Origin of the sequence: Psychrobacillus sp. OK032 (assembly GCF_900111345.1) — a bacterium.
In the GTDB taxonomy this organism is placed as follows: domain Bacteria; phylum Bacillota; class Bacilli; order Bacillales_A; family Planococcaceae; genus Psychrobacillus.
In genome coordinates this window covers 583,744-600,503 of the sequence record NZ_FOGY01000002.1, presented here as the reverse complement: position 1 = coordinate 600,503, position 16,760 = coordinate 583,744, and the positions used below count along the sequence as shown (strand labels likewise).

At 37.5% G+C, this 16,760-nt stretch carries 14 protein-coding genes, 1 pseudogene and 1 other annotated feature; of the genes and pseudogenes, 7 read left to right on the top strand and 8 right to left on the bottom strand.

Going from position 1 to position 16,760, the window contains the following annotated elements; all coding sequences use genetic code 11:
- Positions 1–39: 39 nt before the first annotated feature.
- Together BMZ04_RS06610 and ccpA are read left to right on the top strand one after the other, a co-directional pair.
- Entirely contained in the window at positions 40–1,125 is a 1,086-nt protein-coding gene (locus tag BMZ04_RS06610) for a bifunctional 3-deoxy-7-phosphoheptulonate synthase/chorismate mutase (protein ID WP_093266931.1), read from the top strand.
- A gap of 129 nt (positions 1,126–1,254) precedes the next feature.
- Entirely contained in the window at positions 1,255–2,253 is a 999-nt protein-coding gene (gene ccpA, locus BMZ04_RS06605) for a catabolite control protein A (RefSeq protein WP_093266929.1), read from the top strand.
- 21 nt (positions 2,254–2,274) lie between these two features.
- On the opposite strand, the gene BMZ04_RS06600 is transcribed toward ccpA, so the two are convergent.
- From BMZ04_RS06600 to BMZ04_RS06590, 3 genes are read right to left on the bottom strand one after another with little or no spacing between them, the layout of a single operon-like run.
- Entirely contained in the window at positions 2,275–3,450 is a 1,176-nt protein-coding gene (locus BMZ04_RS06600; protein ID WP_255367821.1) for an acetoin utilization protein AcuC, read from the bottom strand.
- Positions 3,447–4,094: an acetoin utilization AcuB family protein gene (locus BMZ04_RS06595; protein WP_093266925.1), complete on the bottom strand. Its 648-nt coding sequence runs from the start codon at positions 4,092–4,094 to the stop codon at positions 3,447–3,449. Before BMZ04_RS06595 ends, BMZ04_RS06600 begins: the two co-directional genes overlap by 4 nt.
- Positions 4,095–4,132: 38 nt before the next feature.
- Complete coding sequence (locus BMZ04_RS06590; protein ID WP_093266924.1) at positions 4,133–4,765, bottom strand: GNAT family N-acetyltransferase; 633 nt, start codon at positions 4,763–4,765, stop codon at positions 4,133–4,135.
- 183 nt (positions 4,766–4,948) lie between these two features.
- Here BMZ04_RS06590 and acsA point away from each other — a divergent pair, with 183 nt between their 5' ends.
- Entirely contained in the window at positions 4,949–6,670 is a 1,722-nt protein-coding gene (gene acsA / locus BMZ04_RS06585) for an acetate--CoA ligase (protein ID WP_093266923.1), read from the top strand.
- A gap of 172 nt (positions 6,671–6,842) precedes the next feature.
- Here acsA and BMZ04_RS06580 read toward each other — a convergent pair whose 3' ends face one another.
- Positions 6,843–9,755 carry a transglycosylase domain-containing protein gene (locus BMZ04_RS06580; protein WP_093266922.1) on the bottom strand — a complete coding sequence of 971 codons (2,913 nt, stop codon included), beginning with the start codon at positions 9,753–9,755 and terminating at the stop codon, positions 6,843–6,845.
- A 100-nt stretch (positions 9,756–9,855) separates the two neighbouring features.
- Positions 9,856–10,052, top strand: a binding site (T-box leader).
- A gap of 109 nt (positions 10,053–10,161) precedes the next feature.
- Here BMZ04_RS06580 and tyrS point away from each other — a divergent pair.
- Positions 10,162–11,427: a tyrosine--tRNA ligase gene (tyrS, locus tag BMZ04_RS06575; RefSeq protein ID WP_093266921.1), complete on the top strand. Its 1,266-nt coding sequence runs from the start codon at positions 10,162–10,164 to the stop codon at positions 11,425–11,427.
- Between the two features lie 61 nt (positions 11,428–11,488).
- Here the strand turns inward: tyrS and BMZ04_RS22280 are convergent, their stop codons facing one another.
- Positions 11,489–11,650: a hypothetical protein gene (locus BMZ04_RS22280; RefSeq protein WP_177184310.1), complete on the bottom strand. Its 162-nt coding sequence runs from the start codon at positions 11,648–11,650 to the stop codon at positions 11,489–11,491.
- A 217-nt stretch (positions 11,651–11,867) separates the two neighbouring features.
- Here BMZ04_RS22280 and BMZ04_RS06570 point away from each other — a divergent pair, with 217 nt between their 5' ends.
- The gene (locus BMZ04_RS06570; RefSeq protein ID WP_093266920.1) at positions 11,868–12,116 is read left to right on the top strand and encodes a DUF3006 family protein; all 249 of its coding nucleotides are present in this window, start codon (positions 11,868–11,870) and stop codon (positions 12,114–12,116) included.
- 612 nt (positions 12,117–12,728) lie between these two features.
- Positions 12,729–12,962, top strand: a complete 234-nt coding sequence (locus BMZ04_RS21965) for a hypothetical protein (RefSeq protein WP_143128279.1) — start codon at positions 12,729–12,731, stop codon at positions 12,960–12,962.
- On the opposite strand, the pseudogene BMZ04_RS23125 reads toward BMZ04_RS21965, so the two are convergent.
- The 3 genes and pseudogenes from BMZ04_RS23125 to BMZ04_RS06545 form a co-directional block, all read right to left on the bottom strand.
- Positions 12,887–13,042, bottom strand: a pseudogene (locus BMZ04_RS23125) (collagen-like triple helix repeat-containing protein); the annotation flags it as partial. The gene BMZ04_RS21965 and the pseudogene BMZ04_RS23125 sit on opposite strands and share 76 nt — an antisense overlap.
- A gap of 13 nt (positions 13,043–13,055) precedes the next feature.
- On the bottom strand, positions 13,056–14,351 hold the full coding sequence (locus tag BMZ04_RS06555; RefSeq protein WP_177184349.1) for a YheC/YheD family protein: 1,296 nt from the start codon (positions 14,349–14,351) through the stop codon (positions 13,056–13,058).
- A 1,007-nt stretch (positions 14,352–15,358) separates the two neighbouring features.
- Positions 15,359–16,309, bottom strand: coding sequence for an NHL repeat-containing protein (locus BMZ04_RS06545; RefSeq protein ID WP_093266917.1), 951 nt, complete (start codon positions 16,307–16,309; stop codon positions 15,359–15,361).
- A gap of 140 nt (positions 16,310–16,449) precedes the next feature.
- On the opposite strand from BMZ04_RS06545, the gene BMZ04_RS06540 reads away from it, so the two are divergent.
- Positions 16,450–16,674: a hypothetical protein gene (locus tag BMZ04_RS06540; protein ID WP_093266916.1), complete on the top strand. Its 225-nt coding sequence runs from the start codon at positions 16,450–16,452 to the stop codon at positions 16,672–16,674.
- The last annotated feature ends 86 nt before the right edge of the window (positions 16,675–16,760 follow it).

Here is a 16,760-nt window from a genome sequence, read left to right as displayed (position 1 = left end):
ATATAAAGTGTCGGTGGAAAGAAGAGAGGAGAAATATCTATGAGTCATGTGGATTTAGATGCTCTACGCAGTCGTGTAGATGAGATTAACGTGGAGATTTTACAGTTAATCAATGAAAGAGCTGGTGTAGTAAAAGAGATAGGAAGAGTGAAAGAAAAGCAAGGTGTTAATAGATATGATCCTCTTCGCGAAAGACATATGTTAGATCACTTAAAAGAAAATAATGCTGGTCCACTACCACAATCAACGGTGGAGCATATTTTTAAGGAAATATTTAAAACTGCACTAGAATTACAAGTGGATGACCAAAAGAAAGCACTATTAGTATCTCGTAAAAAGAAATCAGAAGATACAGTTGTTGAGATAAACGGTGAAAAAATTGGCACAGGAACTCCTTCTTTCATATTCGGACCATGTGCAGTAGAATCATACACACAAGTAGCGGAAGTAGCTGCAGCAATCCAAGGAAAAGGCTTAAAGTTAATACGAGGTGGGGCATATAAGCCGCGTACATCACCTTATGATTTCCAAGGTCTTGGATTAGAAGGCTTAAAAATATTAAAACAAATTTCTCAAGAATACGGCTTAGCAGTTATATCTGAAATTGTAACACCTAGTCATTTAGATGAAGCACTTGACTATGTAGATGTCGTGCAGGTCGGAGCTCGTAATATGCAAAACTTCGAATTATTAAAAGCAGTGGGATCGATCAATAAACCTGTATTATTAAAACGCGGAATTGCGGCTACATTGGATGAATTCATTCATGCAGCAGAATATATTATGTCACAAGGGAATGATCAAATCATTTTATGTGAACGTGGTATTCGCACATACGAACGTGCTACTCGAAATACATTAGATATTTCAGCAGTGCCAATTTTAAAACAAGAAACGCATTTACCAGTGTTTGTAGACGTTACACATTCAACTGGGCGTCGTGATATTCTTTTACCTGCAGCTAAAGCTGCTATCGCAATAGGAGCAGATGGAGTTATGGCAGAAGTTCATCCAGATCCAGCAGTTGCGTTATCGGATGCGGCACAACAAATGAATTTACAACAATTCGATGAGTTCTATAATTCATTACAAAACTTCATGAAAACACATGAAGTGCATGCATAAGTAGAAAAATTTCACAAAACCGACTCTTCTTATAGAGTCGGTTTTACTATTTGATTGAAAAGTATAGCGTATATCAAGTATTATTTATATATAATATAAATAGTACAATATGTGAAGGAGGGATATGCGTTGACTATTACCATTTATGATGTGGCAAGAGAAGCAAATGTGTCGATGGCAACCGTTTCACGTGTGGTTAATGGAAACCAAAACGTCAAGCCAGCTACTCGTCAAAGGGTGTTAGCTGTCATTGAAAGGTTGGACTATCGACCAAATGCAGTTGCTAGAGGGTTGGCTAGTAAGAAAACAAAAACGGTGGGGGTCATTATACCAGATATTTCCAACGTATTTTATGCAGAACTAGTGCGTGGTATAGAAGATATTGCAACAATGTATCGTTATAATATAATTTTAACGAATTCTGACCAACAGTCTGATAAAGAAGTGCAGCTACTATCTACATTATTTAGTAAACAAGTGGATGGTATTGTGATGATGAGTGATGAAGTGACAAAGGATATGCTAAGTGAAATGGAAAGATCAGACGTTCCGATTGTTTTAGCAGGTACAGTTGAAACATCCGGGTCTTTTCCTTCTGTTAACATCGAATATCACGATGCAGCAGTGGATGCTGTAAATCGCTTAATCCAAAATGGTCATACGCGAATTGCATTTGTCTCTGGAAATATGGAGTCGACCATTGATCGTGTATATAAACGTTCTGGTTATGAAAAAGCATTAAAAGAGGCAAATATTGAAATTGATAATGACTTGATCGTTGGTGTGGATAATACATATGATGACGGTCTAACTGCATGGGAAGAATTATGCAAGCTTTCCAATCCACCTACTGCATTTTTTGCTGGCAATGACGAGATCGCAATTGGTTTGATTCATGGCTCTCAGGATAGTGGACTGAATGTACCAAATGACATCGAAGTCATTAGTTTTGAAAACTCTAAACTAGCAAGAATGGTGCGACCACAACTAACAAGTGTCGTATTACCTTTATACGATATCGGTGCAGTTTCCATGCGACTACTAACAAAGTTTATGAACAAAGAAAAAATTGACGAACAAATTGTTGTTCTCCCTTATCGAATTGAGGAAAGGGACTCCGTCAAATAAAAAATCACCAGTAGCCAATGGTTACTGGTGATTTTTGTATGATTGCTGATTGCGAAGCGCGTATAGTGCTTTATCGAGCATTTGTTTATTTTTCTCCATTATTTCTGCTTTACGTGGAATTGGTTCGTATAGTGGATTTGGATCCATCCAGGTTGGGATAAATGGGACTGGCGACTCTTTTGACCAGCGATCAAGCCAAGCTTTAGGTAAGTTACCTTCTGGTGTTTTTACATCATTCATTTCCATCCATAGAAGAGACCAAGCTCGAGGAACAACACGCCAAATATCATAACCACCTCCACCAACAGCTATCCATTTCCCATCGCAATACTGATGCGCAAGTTCATGAGCAAGTTTAGGAATTTCTCGGTAAATATTCATCGTTCCATATAAATGGGTTAAAGGATCAAAATAATGGGCATCTGCACCATTTTGGCTTAAAATAACATCAGGTTTGAAAGATTCTACTATTTCCCGAAGTGCTGTTCGATAAATTTCCAAAAAGGATTCATCCTCGGTAAAAGCATCTATCGGAAAGTTAAATGAAGTACCATAACCTTCACCAGTTCCTCTTTCCGTAATATTACCTGTCCCAGGGAATAGGTATCTGCCTGTTTCATGTATCGAGATAGTACATACATTTGGCTCATCATAAAAGCTCCACTGTACACCATCCCCATGATGCGCATCCGTGTCGATATAGAGAACGCGTGCATTATATTTTTGCTGCATATATTTAATAGCTACTGAACTATCATTATAAATACAAAATCCCGAAGCTCGTCCTTTAAATCCGTGGTGGAGACCTCCACCTAAGTTAAGTGCATGGACGGATTTCCCTTCCATTACATAATCCACTGCAGTTAGCGTGCCACCGACAAGACTTGCGCTCGCTTCGTGCATATGTGGGAAAATGGGGGTATCTTCCGTTCCGATACCAAAGCTTTCGTATATTTTTGTTTCACTTGTCTCCAAACTTGCTTTCTTGACGATTTCAATATATTGGGGATCATGTACTAAACTTAATTCTTCATCTGTTGCAATGCGAGGTGTTACGATATCCGATAAGGATAAAGCGTTCATTTCTTTTAAAAGATCGACTGTTAAGGTTAGACGTTTCTGATTGAATGGATGCGTCTCCGAAAATTTATAGCCTAACTGGTCTTCTGAAAAGACAAACACTGCATTTTTTTTCATAGGATTTTTCCCGGATGATTTGGCCATAATACTTCAAAGTCATCAGCTCGTAATGCTTCAATTATTTTGAGTGGATTCATCGTTTTTACTCGAAGCACTAAAATTTTATAATCCTCATTCGCTTTATCGGGATATACGAGTACGCTTAATACATTCACTTTTTGCTCGTAAAAAACTTTCGAAACTTCAAATAATATACCAGGTTTATTGGGAACCCGAACTTCAATTTGAGAACCCGGTTGATGGGAGCCTGTAAGTTCAATAAACTTGTATAATAAATCGGATTCTGTAATCATGCCGACAAGTTTACCGTGTGACACAATAGGTAAACATCCTATCCGATTATCATAAAAAATAGTGGCGGTTTCTTCTATAAAATCTAATGGATGGCCGACAATTGGATTTTTGGTCATAATTTTTTCTAACGGTAACTCATACACTTCGGGATTGTTACTGATTAATAAGGTGGACGGAGTTGCTTCTTTTAAATCGCGATCGGTTACTACTCCTAATACTTCTTTATCTGCATTAATGATTGGAATATGACGGATTCGTTTGGCTTTTAAAAGCAGTAACGCATCATTAATCGTATGCGTAGGTGTTAAAGTCTGCACTGATGTATTCATAACTTTCTCAACAAGCATTTACACACACCCCTTTAGAAACTATATAGGTTTTCTATTTAATACATAAACCGGTTCATAAATCGCAACTGATCGAATTGTTGAATAGATTCTCTGTTTACTCGATTTCCTATTTTAGCCATTAAACAATTAGCCGGATGAGAACTGATCTCGGGATCGTCGGTTGCAAAATATTCAAGTCCGCCAGCTTGCATCATTTTCTCCATCACTTTGCGGTACTCCCATACATTTAAACCAGTACCTTTTAAATCCCAATGCCAATAATATTCCGTTGTTATCGTTATATAGTCTTCCATTGCATCATCCTTCATCGAAACGCGTAATAGTGTTTTGCCAACGCCAGTTCCACGAAATTTAGGGATTACTTCAATTGCTCCCAACTCTATTAAGTTTTCCATCTTCCCTTGTGACCATCTCTCCAGAGGGTCTGGATAAAGAAATGTACAATAGCCAACAATTGTCCGTTCATCTCGTACAATCATAATTCTGCCTTCTGGCAACTTGGCAATTTCAATAATTGCTTTATGCTGATGGGCAGGTGCCCGAAAAGCTACTAAGTCTTCATGAAACGCTAAACTAGCTATTTCCTCAGAAGGAATTGGTCCCTCAACAATAACAGCACCATGTTTTGTTTCTATTTCCAACGCATTATACGTCTTTTCGTGTATCACGAGTTCACCACCTATAAAAATAAACGCATTTGAAACTATTATACATGATTTCTGCGAAAAGAAGATGGAAGTATAATAATGTAACTAAAGATTCTTAAAAATAAAAAGATTGGCAAAACTGTGAACAAGTATTGTAGAATGGAAGTGTATAGTTTTTGTATTGTTACAGAAAGGGTGAAGAGGATGAAAGTAGTAGAATTATTACCAGTAGAACAAGGGGATTATCAGTTAAAGGATTATGAGGAAACAGCAAGAACATTTCAGTGGGAAGATGCGGAGAAAAACTTTTCGTGGTATGAAACTGGAAAAGTAAATATGGCATATGAAGCAATTGATAGACATGCAGAATCAGATAAGAAAGATAAAGTCGCACTTTTTTATCAAGATGCAGACAGAAAAGAATCGTATACTTTTTCTGATATGAAAAAGTGGACAAACAAAGCTGCCAACATATACAAAGAGCATTCTAACTTAACTAAAGGGGATCGTCTATTTATTTTTATGCCTAGATCTCCAGAATTATATTTCTCTCTTTTAGGTGCAGTGAAAATGGGGGTTATTGTCGGACCTCTTTTTGAAGCATTCATGGAAGGTGCAGTATACGATCGCCTAGTGGATAGTGAAGCAAAGGCGATTGTGACAACTCCGGATTTATTAGGAAGAATTCCATTAGATAAATTACCGAACTTAGAGATGGTGTTTTTAGTAGGAGATAACATAGAGGAATCAGAAAAGTTTATCGATTTCAAAAAGGCATTACATAATGCTTCTGATACTTTTGATATTGAGTGGGTAGATAAAGAAGATGGATTAATCCTGCACTATACATCAGGTTCCACAGGGAAACCAAAAGGAATTTTACATGTACATTATGCTATGGTTCAACAATACCAATCGATGAAATGGGTTATGGACATTCGTGACGAAGATGTATATTGGTGTACAGCTGACCCGGGGTGGGTAACAGGTACTTCTTACGGGATATTCGGACCTTGGTTAACAGGTGCTACGTCACTTGTTCTTGGTGGACGTTTTTCACCAGATGCTTGGTATAATGCCATCGAAGATTACAAAGTAACCGTATGGTATAGTGCGCCAACTGCTTTCCGTATGCTAATGGGTGCAGGGGACGCTATTGTGGAGAAACATGACTTATCATCTTTACGTCATATTTTATCAGTTGGGGAACCTTTAAATCCGGAAGTAGTAAAATGGGGAATGCAAGTATTCCAATTACGTATACATGATACTTGGTGGATGACGGAAACGGGGGCTCAAATGATTTGTAACTTCGGTTGTCTCCCGATTAAGCCAGGATCTATGGGTAAACCACTTCCTGGATTAGAAGCAGCGATCATTGATAACCAAGGAAATATTGTTCCACCATTCACGATGGGGAATTTAGCGATTAAAAAAGGTTGGCCATCGATGATGCGACAAATTTGGAATAATAAAGAAAAATACGAATCTAGTTTTATGAATGATGAATGGTATTTTTCTGGGGATTCTGCATATATGGATGACGAAGGGTACTTCTGGTTCCAAGGACGTGTAGATGACGTGATTATGACTTCCGGTGAAAGAGTAGGACCTTTCGAGGTTGAGAGCAAATTAATCGAGCATCCTGCTATTTTAGAAGCAGGAGTAATTGGCAAACCAGATCCTGTTCGTGGAGAAATTATTAAAGCGTTTATCGCACTAAATGAGGGATACGAGCCTTCAGAAGAACTAATTGCGGAGATTCAACAATTCGTTAAAAAAGGACTAGCTGCGCATGCAGCACCTAGAGAAATTGAATTTAAAGATAAGCTTCCAAAAACGAGAAGCGGTAAAATCATGCGCCGTGTTTTGAAAGCTTGGGAGTTAAAACTACCAACGGGCGATTTATCTACAATGGAAGATTAATAAAAACAGCCACAGCTACCTAATCAGGATGCTGTGGCTTTATTTTTTAATGAATAGAAGAGTAAAAAGTTTTCCGTTCTTCAAATCAATTAGTAGATATAGTTCTGTGCGGAAGACCTCTGAAAACGATACAAGAAGGTTTTGTACTTAGAGGGTACTTGCACTTTTAGTATTATCTTCTTGCTGTTGAGGCATCCACCTCTTCGGATGGTTCTTCTTCATCCGAAGGGGGAGTAATTATTTCTTCTGTCGTGTCATCCTCTCCATCTTCTGGAGTTGGAGGAGGAATGACAGGTTCAATTGGCGTTTCTGGTTGTTGAACTTCTAGCGACACAATATTGGAAGCGCCTGATTGTAATCCGGTAATGTCTACAGATACAATAATATATTGACCGGGACCGCTAATTGTATGGCTAGGGGATTCGGCTTCCGCCTTAGTTGCAACCAGTATTCTTTGTCCATCCACAACTTGGAACACACGATAACCTACAACATCAGTAGATGCTGATTTTGACCATGTTATTGTGTTTCCAGATATCGTGGCATTTACTGCAGCAGGTGGGCTACCATCTGCTCTAAATACTTGTTCTGACACAACATTTCCACCGAAACTAGAATTCTCTGGGAACAGCTTACTCGCATTCCCTCCGAATCTTCCGAGCATTCGTGTAATAAAGTCTTCGTTAACCCCATATCCTCCTTGTACAACAAATTCACTAGGAGTAGCATCTAAGGCACGATATCTATTACCGTTCATCACCACATAAGAAGAAGAGATTAAACTATCATCTGCTGCAGTTGGTAACATAGCAGCTGCGTTAAATAAATCGGATTTAACTAATCCTGCTTTTGCACATGCATCAGAAGGAGCTAGTCCAGAAATTCCACAGAAAGATCTCGTTACTACACCTTCGGGAACTTGGAAAGCGTTCGGTGCATCAACTAGATCCGGTGATACATCATACATAGCATTCATCATATTTGACCACAACATATTCACTCGCACACTCGGATGATTATAACGATTATTCATATAAAATAAGGATTTTGTATTATCGTCGTAACCAAGCCATACACCTAAAGAGACATTTGGATTGTAACCAACAAGCCATGAGTCATTATGATTTTGGGTCGTTCCAGTTTTAGCAGCAAAATCGGACTGGAATTTAAGTCGTGATTTCGCTAACTTCGCTGTTCCTTCAGACAATACGTCACGCATCATATCAGTAATGATATAAGCAGTTGCAGGACTGAAAACTTGTACTGGTACGGTTTCGTGTTGATAAATAATATTTCCTTCCACATCTTCAATCTTTTCAATCATATAGGCATCTATAAATTGACCATTATTTGCAAAGGTACCAAATGCATTTGTATTTTCTTCTACAGTAGCACCGTTTGTCATCCCACCTAAAGAAAGCGCATGGTTTGCATATTCATTGTCTTCAATATGTTCAAATCCCATTTTAGTTAAGAAATCAGTGGGTTTTCGGTCCATGATTGAATCATACAAACGAATAGTAGATAGGTTTTGAGAAGTTGCAAGCGAACTGCGTGCTGATATAATTCCTTTTTCTTGCGCAATCGTATAGTTGGCTGGTGATTTAGCCCAAGTCGTACCTTTAAGATTGTCCAGTTTAATATCCACCACTGGACTTCCAGCACCGATGACTCCATATTCAATTGCAGGAGCGTACACAAGTAAAGGCTTCATCGTAGAACCAATTGGTCTTACTGCTTGTGTCGCATGATTGTATTGTTCTAAATTATAATCACGTCCACCAAGGAACGATAATATTTTTCCCGTACCATTCTCGATAAGCATACTTCCAACTTGAGCTGGAAAATCTTTTGTAATGATCTCACCCGTATTTGGATCTTTTACTTCCTTCGTGTACGTATGTCCATAGTATTCAAATTCATCTTTTACTTTTAACATTGCTTCAAACATTTCTCTATTGATCGTTGTATGGATTCGATATCCATCGGTTCGAATAGAGCGTTCGGCTACAATATCATATTTCTCGTATAATTTAGGTTCTATTGCTAGTCTTTCAGGGTCAATTCCATCTGCACTAGCTAATTGACCTCTTAATATATCTTTTACACGGTTTTCAACTTCGTGTGTCAACCATGGATATTTCTCTTCAGCTACCACTTCCGGCTCTCTGAAATCTTGTGTAATATCGTAATTTATTGCAGAGTCATATTCCTTTTGCGAAATATAACCTGTTTCTTTCATTCGATATAGTACCGTCTTCATTCGCTCAATACCGGGTTGTAATGCTTCACCCTCTTTATTTTCGCCACCTTGTTTAAAAGGGGTATAAGCAAATGGAGCTTGTGGAATCCCCGCAATATATGCAGCTTGTGGTAATGTAAGATCCTTTGCTTTCACATTAAAGATGCCGTTTGCAGCTGTTTCAATTCCTGCAATATTTCTCCCATTTGCATTTCGTCCGTATGGGATTATGTTTAAATATGCTTCTAATACTTCTTCTTTTGTCATGAAATGTTCTAAACGCATTGCTAAGAGAATTTCTTTTGCTTTACGTTCGTACGATACTTCGTTTGTTAAAATTTGATTTTTTATTAATTGTTGCGTTAAAGTCGATCCACCAGTTTGTGTATCCGAATTTGTAAAGTCTTGAACTAAACCTCGGAAAATAGCTTTCGGTACAATTCCATTATGTACTTCAAAATACTCGTCTTCTGTCGCGAGTACCGCATCAATGACGTGCGGGGAAACTTCAGTAAGCCTTGTTTCCGTACGTTCAAGATCGGTTCTTAGCTTTCCTAAATACACATTCTCAGCAAAATAGATTTCGGACGTTTCTTCATAATTAAACACATCCGCTCTCATGTTTTCTTTATCTCGAAGCGGTTCTTCTTTCACTAGTGATGCAAAATAACCAGCACCAACAGAAGCGGCAAATACTCCGAGCGCAAGGAACATTACGATGAATAGTAAGCATAAGTTCCAAACAACACTAGAAGAAATTCGCAATCCCTTCGCCCATTTAGTAGATTGCCATTCTTTTATTTTTTCTGTATAAAATTGGATTTTCTCCATCCATTTTTTCATTGATTATTCGCCCCCCAAATCAAGAATTATTATACCATAATCGCTCATTGGTAGACGATAGATATTGACATACGATTTAAATTAGGTAAAATAGGTATATAATTTAACTAGGAAGAGTCCGAAGTAGTTGTTGTATATACTGTTTAGAGAGCTAGCGGTTGGTGAAAGCTAGTCAGTGTACAAAGGATGAATTACAGGCTTGGAGTTAGACGTTTTCACAACGATATCGTGATTGAAGCGGAAGGTGAATTCCTTCAAGCTGGGTGGTACCGCGCTAATTAACTAAGCGTCCCTGCATGATTTATTTCGTGCAGGGACTTTTTTATTTATATCGATCCAGCTTCAGCGCCTAGCCCCTCGGGGAAGACATAGGCGCTTGCGCATTACATTTAAGGAGGAGATTGAAATGACAAATGCATTACTAGAAGACTTATCCTGGAGAGGCCTCATTTATCAGCAAACCGATGCAGAAGGATTAAAGGATTTATTGAATAACGAGAAAATCTCTTTATACTGTGGAGTTGATCCAACTGCAGATAGTATGCATATTGGACATATCGTTCCATTACTAACATTAAGACGTTTCCAATTGCATGGCCACCGTCCAATCTTGCTAGTTGGTGGTGCAACAGGAATGGTTGGAGATCCATCTGGTCGTTCTGAAGAGCGAGTACTACAAACAACTGAGCAAATTGATAAAAATGTTAAAGGAATTAAAACTCAAATGGAGCGCATTTTCGATTTTAAAGCCGAGAATGGTGCCCAAATGGTAAATAATAACGACTGGATAGGACCAATGAGTGTTATCGAGTTTTTACGTGATTTTGGAAAGCTTATTAATATTAACTACATGTTAGGGAAAGATTCCATTGCATCTCGTTTAGATTCTGGTCTTTCTTTTACAGAGTTTGCCTACACACTAATTCAAGGGATTGACTTTAATCATCTATTTAATACGTACAACTGTAAAGTGCAAGTTGGTGGATCCGACCAATGGGGTAATATAACAACTGGTCTTGAAGTCATACGCAAAACGCATGAGGAAGAAACAAAAGCTTTCGGGATTACGATTCCATTAGTAACAAAAGCAGATGGAACAAAATTCGGTAAATCTGCAGCTGGTGCTGTATGGTTGGATGCGAAAAAGACATCTCCGTATGAGTTTTACCAATTTTGGATCAACACAGCAGATGCAGATGTAATTAAATACATGAAAATATTTACGTTCTTAGATCGTAGCGAAATTGAAGCATTAGCTGTAACAGTTGAAAATGAACCGCATTTACGCAAAGCACAAACAACATTAGCGGAAGAAATGACTCGCTTAATCCACGGGGAAGAAGCTCTAGAACAAGCAGTTCGTATATCTCGTGCTTTGTTCAGCGGAAATTTGAAAGAGTTAACTGCGGATGAGATGAAAGATGCATTTAAGGATGTTCCATCAGTAGAAATGTCTAAAGAAGAAAAGGGCATTGTAGAATTTATCGTAGAAGCAAGCGTGTCTCCTTCGAAAAGACAGGCTCGTGAAGATGTGACAAATGGTGCAATTTCTATTAATGGTGAAAAAGTAACGGATGTTGCATATGTAGTAGGAAAAGCGGATCGACTAGAAGATGAATTTATGATTGTTCGTAGAGGTAAGAAAAACTACAAGATGATTAAATTTGTATAAAATGAAAGCTACTTCCCAATAAATATAGGGAAGTAGCTTTTTGAAAAAAAGGAAGTAATTGTTAAAATCCACCACGTTCATCTACATGATGATTGTGCTGCCCATCTTTTACTTGAAGTTGTTTCTTTTCATTGACCGTTAATTTTTCTGGTTCAGTGTAATTTGTACTTACAGTATTTTTCATTTTTTTATTAATCGCTGTATGGGTGTTATTTTTTTTCATATATATCCTCCTATTATTAACATTTCAGTTCTTAGTATTTACGTCGATTATTGAAATAATCATGAATTTACTAAGAAATTTAATATTTAATGTGAAATAGGATGAAAACCAAGCGTTAAATAGTATAGAATGATTATTGGAGGGAAATTTTCAACAATATTAATATTTAACAATTTCACTTCATAGGTTAATTATTTGGATCGAGGGGCTGGGTGCAATGGCTACAAAAAAATACATATTAGATCGTTTCGACGATTTTTTTGTCATTCTATTCGAGAAAAATAACAAAGCAAACAAGCTAGTTATTTTAAAAGATAAGTTTACGATAGATGCAAAAATAGGAGATTTAATAGAAGTTCATATCAACGAAGATAAATCAGGATATGATTTTAAAATACTAAAAGAAGAAACGAATCAGACGAAACAACGATTATTGGATTTAATTGAAGGAATGAAAAAAGGATAAACATAAGGGATTTCTAAAGAAAGCGTTTTTCTATTTAATTAGATTGGCGCTTTTTTGTTTGCAGAAATTAAATTCCCTGGAAAAGTTGTGAAAACAATATTTCTTGGGATTGGTACTTGCATAAAATTATGACGATACATCCATAGCTTTTCTATATTTACATTTTAAAGATAGCGCACACTAATAAGTTTCGTTACACGGCGGACGCTTTCATCGGGCATGGCATCAGCCTCCTCGGCCCAAAATACGTGGATCATGCAATTGTTACCGCAGGATGCGGCGAGCTTAGATTGCCTTCCATTGGATGCGGCGTTCATAGCCTTCGTTCCTTTGTGTGCACCTGCCGCTTCAATCAGAGGAACTTGCTTACTTGTCAATAGTTAAATGTTGCTCTAATCCATTTTTTGGATTCATATATTGTAAAACTAATTAATATTGGATTTAGCGAGCTTGTTTCATAAATCTAACGCTCTATTCAGTTCGATGTCATCATGAACCATAATTGATCATTATAAAGTGAACAAAAAACAAAACATGTAAGATCAACCTTTTAAAAATTTGAGTCGTAGTTAACATAATTGTATTTTACGTAATAAAAATAGATTGCCCTGCTTGGAGCAATCTATTTTTGTATTTATATTAAATCCAGCATTCACACGCGACAGATTGGCCAATTGCACACCAATAGGAGAAATCGTAACGAGACTCTTGTCGATTGAGGTGCTTTTGTTGCATAGTACGATCTATCATACTGTCGGAAAAATAGCCAATCAGCCAGGACCATTTAAATTTCCTGTATTAAACTCACCTACACGCACAGGAGCGGTAGGATTGGTAATATTATAAATTTCTACCGTGTTATCGTTGATATTTGCTACATAAAGCGTGGTACCTGTGATTGCCAATCCTGCAGGATTTAATATTCCATTAAAATGTTGCTTATTCTTTTTTTTTCTTTATTATTTTTTCGTAAATACTTTGGTCCTCTAACATTTTGAAAAGCGAAACGTCGGGAACCAAGTTTGTTTCAATAATCCAAATATCGCCATTTTTATCAATGCCAATATCCATACCTATTCGGGTGATATCTTGGTAATATTTAACTAAAAGCAGGGTTCCGGCCAGGCAAATTTCATTTATTTTAGAAAGTATTTTTGGGTGGTCCCTTATGATTATTGATTTTTGCAGAGCATCTTCCAATAGGATTATTGACTTCGTCACATTGGTAACGATGTATTCTTTTGTGGCAATCTTCGCAGCCTTCGCTGTAACTTCCCACTCGCTGTCGGTATTTTCTCTTTGAACCATAACGCGAGCGTCAAAGATACAATCTTCAATCATCGCTAAGTGTATCTTTTCCTGAACGATATAACTTTTTTGGGATAAGTAACGAGTTTGGAGGTAATCAAGGAGGTCTATTCTACCTTCAATTATACGTTTTTTCTGTTCGTTATGAACTTCAAAAACGTCTCCTTGCACCCAGGAAACTTGTACAATTCCGATTCCCCATTGACCTAAACATGGTTTGAGCATTACCTGCTTGTACTCTTGAATAAAATGAAGAAGTGTGTGTAGGGTTGCTAATTGAGTATGGGGAAGATAAGCAGCTAACTCATCAACTAAAGACAATATTTGGTACTGGCTCCATTTACTTTTTGAAAAGTGTAGGATAAAATCTCGAATGTACCATTTCTCTTTTAATAATCCAATATCTAATACAATTGTTGAACATTTAGGATAATGTTTTTCGAGACACAAAACGATTTGGATAGCCGAATCATAAAGTTTTTGTTTTATGAAATCTATTTCTTTTTGTTTTACCATTTCTTTCTTTTCAAGTACTTCTGTGACACTCCAGTTAAAGAATTGATCTCGATGCATAGTTACAAAAAGTTCAACTGTCTCTTCATTTCTGTTGTTCAAGAAACTTAAATCCTGAAGAATGTAATATCTTTCTTTTGTGCATATGTTATCCAAATAATGAAAAACATCCGTTTTATTAGTAAAAGTTGCTGAAAAGCCTCCATTTTGAACTTTATATTGCTTTTTATCCCCCTCCATTAAGAAAACACTAATCTCATCTGAACCAAAACATGGCCTAATAACTAAGTGTAGATGTAAATTTTGATGAAAGGAGTGTTCATTAAACAGTTCGGTATGAACAACATATGAATTAATTTTTTTATTTTCATTTAAAATTTGGTAATGGCTCCATCTTCCTCTTGCAAGTCTCATTAAAATCTCACCTCTATAGAGCATTTTCTTCAATATATGAAAACTAGTGGACTTTGTTGACAAGTTCTTCATCTTATAGATTTCAGAAATCTATTGGTTTTTTCGGATTTGTAGAACTTCCCATAGTAATTTATCCATCCTTGAATAGCAGAGTCTAGAAATAGCGGAGGATAAAACCAAAATTATCCCCTACGGGAGATTTGCGGAGAAAGATGCAAAACAAACGGGAAATAGAAAACCTGCAACCTTTGATTTCCTTGGTTTTACGCATTATTGTGGAAAGAGTAAACAAGGGTACTTCCGTGTGAAACGGAAAACAAGTAGGAAGAAGCTAAAAGGTAAACTGAAGGAATCGAAAGAATGGATAAAGAATAACCGAAATAAAGATATTCATATGATCCTTTATAGATTGTAGGTTACTACAACTACTATTGCATCACGGATTACACACAAAGTGTTCGCCAATTTAAAGACAAAATCCTATATTTACTTTTTAGATGGCTCAACAGGAGAAGTCAATGAAAATCCTTTACTTGGGATAAATTCAATCACTTTCTTCATAAGTTTCCTTTACCTTCACCAAGAGTTAAGGTGAATATATATGACTTAAGAAAAGAGATTAGCTACATTTTGTGAATAGTAACTAGGAGGAGCCGTGTACGTGAATAGCGCAAGCACAGTTCTGTGAGGGGGGAGGAACACAATCCACCGCAAGGTAGAGAGGTTCCCTTCTACTCGACCAGTCCAAGAAGGAATTCTATTTTTATAACGAATTTAATATTAGTATCGGTGAACCTTATCATAAGTAAATGAGGTTTTTTTGGGAGAATAATGGGGAAAAATTATAAAAATGGGCGGCACCTTAAAGTAGCTTAAAGTAGTAGCCCATTTTTGACACAATTAGAAGCTGCTTTAATCCTTTTACTTCTACGTGAACTCTGCATTATATCCGTTAGCAAAGCTTTTGTGCTTCTGACCTGCCAATCTGCATTTTCATGATTTTTTTGTCAGTAAGCGAGAGTTGCAGAATCAGTATTGCCAAATGTCAGATACCACGGTGCTCCTAAAATTCCGGGAGGAACAAATACATCGAATGAGCCGCTCTCAACGTCGTAGCGTCTTACCGAGCCTGAATCAGGTCCGTCTCCAGAAATGGGGACAAACAGTTTTCCTTTCGGTCCAAACAGAATAGCCATAGCGAAGGCACGGGGCTCTCCGACTACATCAAGGTCAATCTTTTTGATAAACGTACCCGTTTCGCCTTCAAAAACTAGAATTTTGTCGGTGTCATCTGCGTTTGCTCGGAAACTGGTGATGTAGAGGTTACCGTCTGGACCGAAGACCAAACCTTCAGGACGGTGAAGGTTGTTGACAGAATTGCTCTCAATGAACACATCAACGAATTCCATTGTCTCAGGGTCGAAGCGTAGCACCCAGCCGTTAAGAGGGTCAAAAGGGTTAAAGACGGAGACATATAGCAAACCGTCTGTTCCGATGACCACGCTACGGGGAAAAAATGGTCCGTTGAATCCAGAGTGATTGAGAGTGCCTAGAAAGTCACCAGTTGTGCCATTATATGCTCTTAGTTCTCCCGGTTGAGGCTCTGCGGTTGAACTTGCGCTCTCTATGTCTGCCACAAAGAGGACATTGCTATTAGAGAGGACGATGCCCCGTGGAGCAAACGGAGCGCCTTCTTGAATGGAACTAACGAGTTCACCAATAAAAGCCCCAGTCTCTCCATTGTACTTCAACACATTGCCGTTTTGAGGTTGCTCGACATTCTGGTTAGAGACAAGGAGATCTCCCAAATGGTCGAAGATAAGACCTCGTGGACCGTGTAACCCGCCGCTTCCTGATGTTACAAAAGTCCCGAGGGAGCGCCCGGTGACTGCGTCGAAACGATTTACGGTGTCGTTACTTGTATCACCGATATAGAGAGAGTCTCTACGAATACCCATAAAAAAACACCTCCTTTTAAAATAATTAAGTAAAAACTAATTTTTACTTAAGATAATATATGTGGACGAGAATTTGGGGTGTGGACAAAGTACTTGATTAAGTAAAATAATTTCCGGATATTCCAAAATCTGTTTTTGACATGAAAAATTTATACAAAAAACACCTATTCCCAACAACGAAAGAGCGAAAGTTAATAGATGATGAGTTAGATATTGAACCCCGTATTTATGTGATTGACGATTTTGTAGAAAATGAAATGGAGCGACTCGAAGAATATGTGAAAAGGCTCAGAGTTAAAACGAAGGATCCGACGAAGATATTAGATGAATTGTTTAGAAATACACTGCAGGAAATTTGGAAATAATACTTTAGTTTTGCGCATAATCACGTAACGTTAAAGATAAAAGAAGTCTTACGAACCGCATTTCGAAATAATGAACTTGTCTTTCA

Bases quoted from the DNA above. Each gene is read 5' to 3' on its own strand.
- BMZ04_RS06610 (WP_093266931.1), top strand. From the start codon at position 40: ATGAGTCATGTGGATTTAGATGCTCTACGCAGTCGTGTAGATGAGATT.
- BMZ04_RS06600 (WP_255367821.1), bottom strand. From the start codon at position 3,450: ATGAAAAAAAATGCAGTGTTTGTCTTTTCAGAAGACCAGTTAGGCTAT.
- BMZ04_RS06595 (WP_093266925.1), bottom strand. From the start codon at position 4,094: ATGCTTGTTGAGAAAGTTATGAATACATCAGTGCAGACTTTAACACCT.
- acsA (WP_093266923.1), top strand. From the start codon at position 4,949: ATGAAAGTAGTAGAATTATTACCAGTAGAACAAGGGGATTATCAGTTA.
- BMZ04_RS06580 (WP_093266922.1), bottom strand. From the start codon at position 9,755: ATGAAAAAATGGATGGAGAAAATCCAATTTTATACAGAAAAAATAAAA.
- tyrS (WP_093266921.1), top strand. From the start codon at position 10,162: ATGACAAATGCATTACTAGAAGACTTATCCTGGAGAGGCCTCATTTAT.
- BMZ04_RS22280 (WP_177184310.1), bottom strand. From the start codon at position 11,650: ATGAAAAAAAATAACACCCATACAGCGATTAATAAAAAAATGAAAAAT.
- BMZ04_RS06570 (WP_093266920.1), top strand. From the start codon at position 11,868: ATGGCTACAAAAAAATACATATTAGATCGTTTCGACGATTTTTTTGTC.
- BMZ04_RS06555 (WP_177184349.1), bottom strand. From the start codon at position 14,351: ATGAGACTTGCAAGAGGAAGATGGAGCCATTACCAAATTTTAAATGAA.
- BMZ04_RS06545 (WP_093266917.1), bottom strand. From the start codon at position 16,309: ATGGGTATTCGTAGAGACTCTCTCTATATCGGTGATACAAGTAACGAC.
- BMZ04_RS06540 (WP_093266916.1), top strand. From the start codon at position 16,450: ATGAAAAATTTATACAAAAAACACCTATTCCCAACAACGAAAGAGCGA.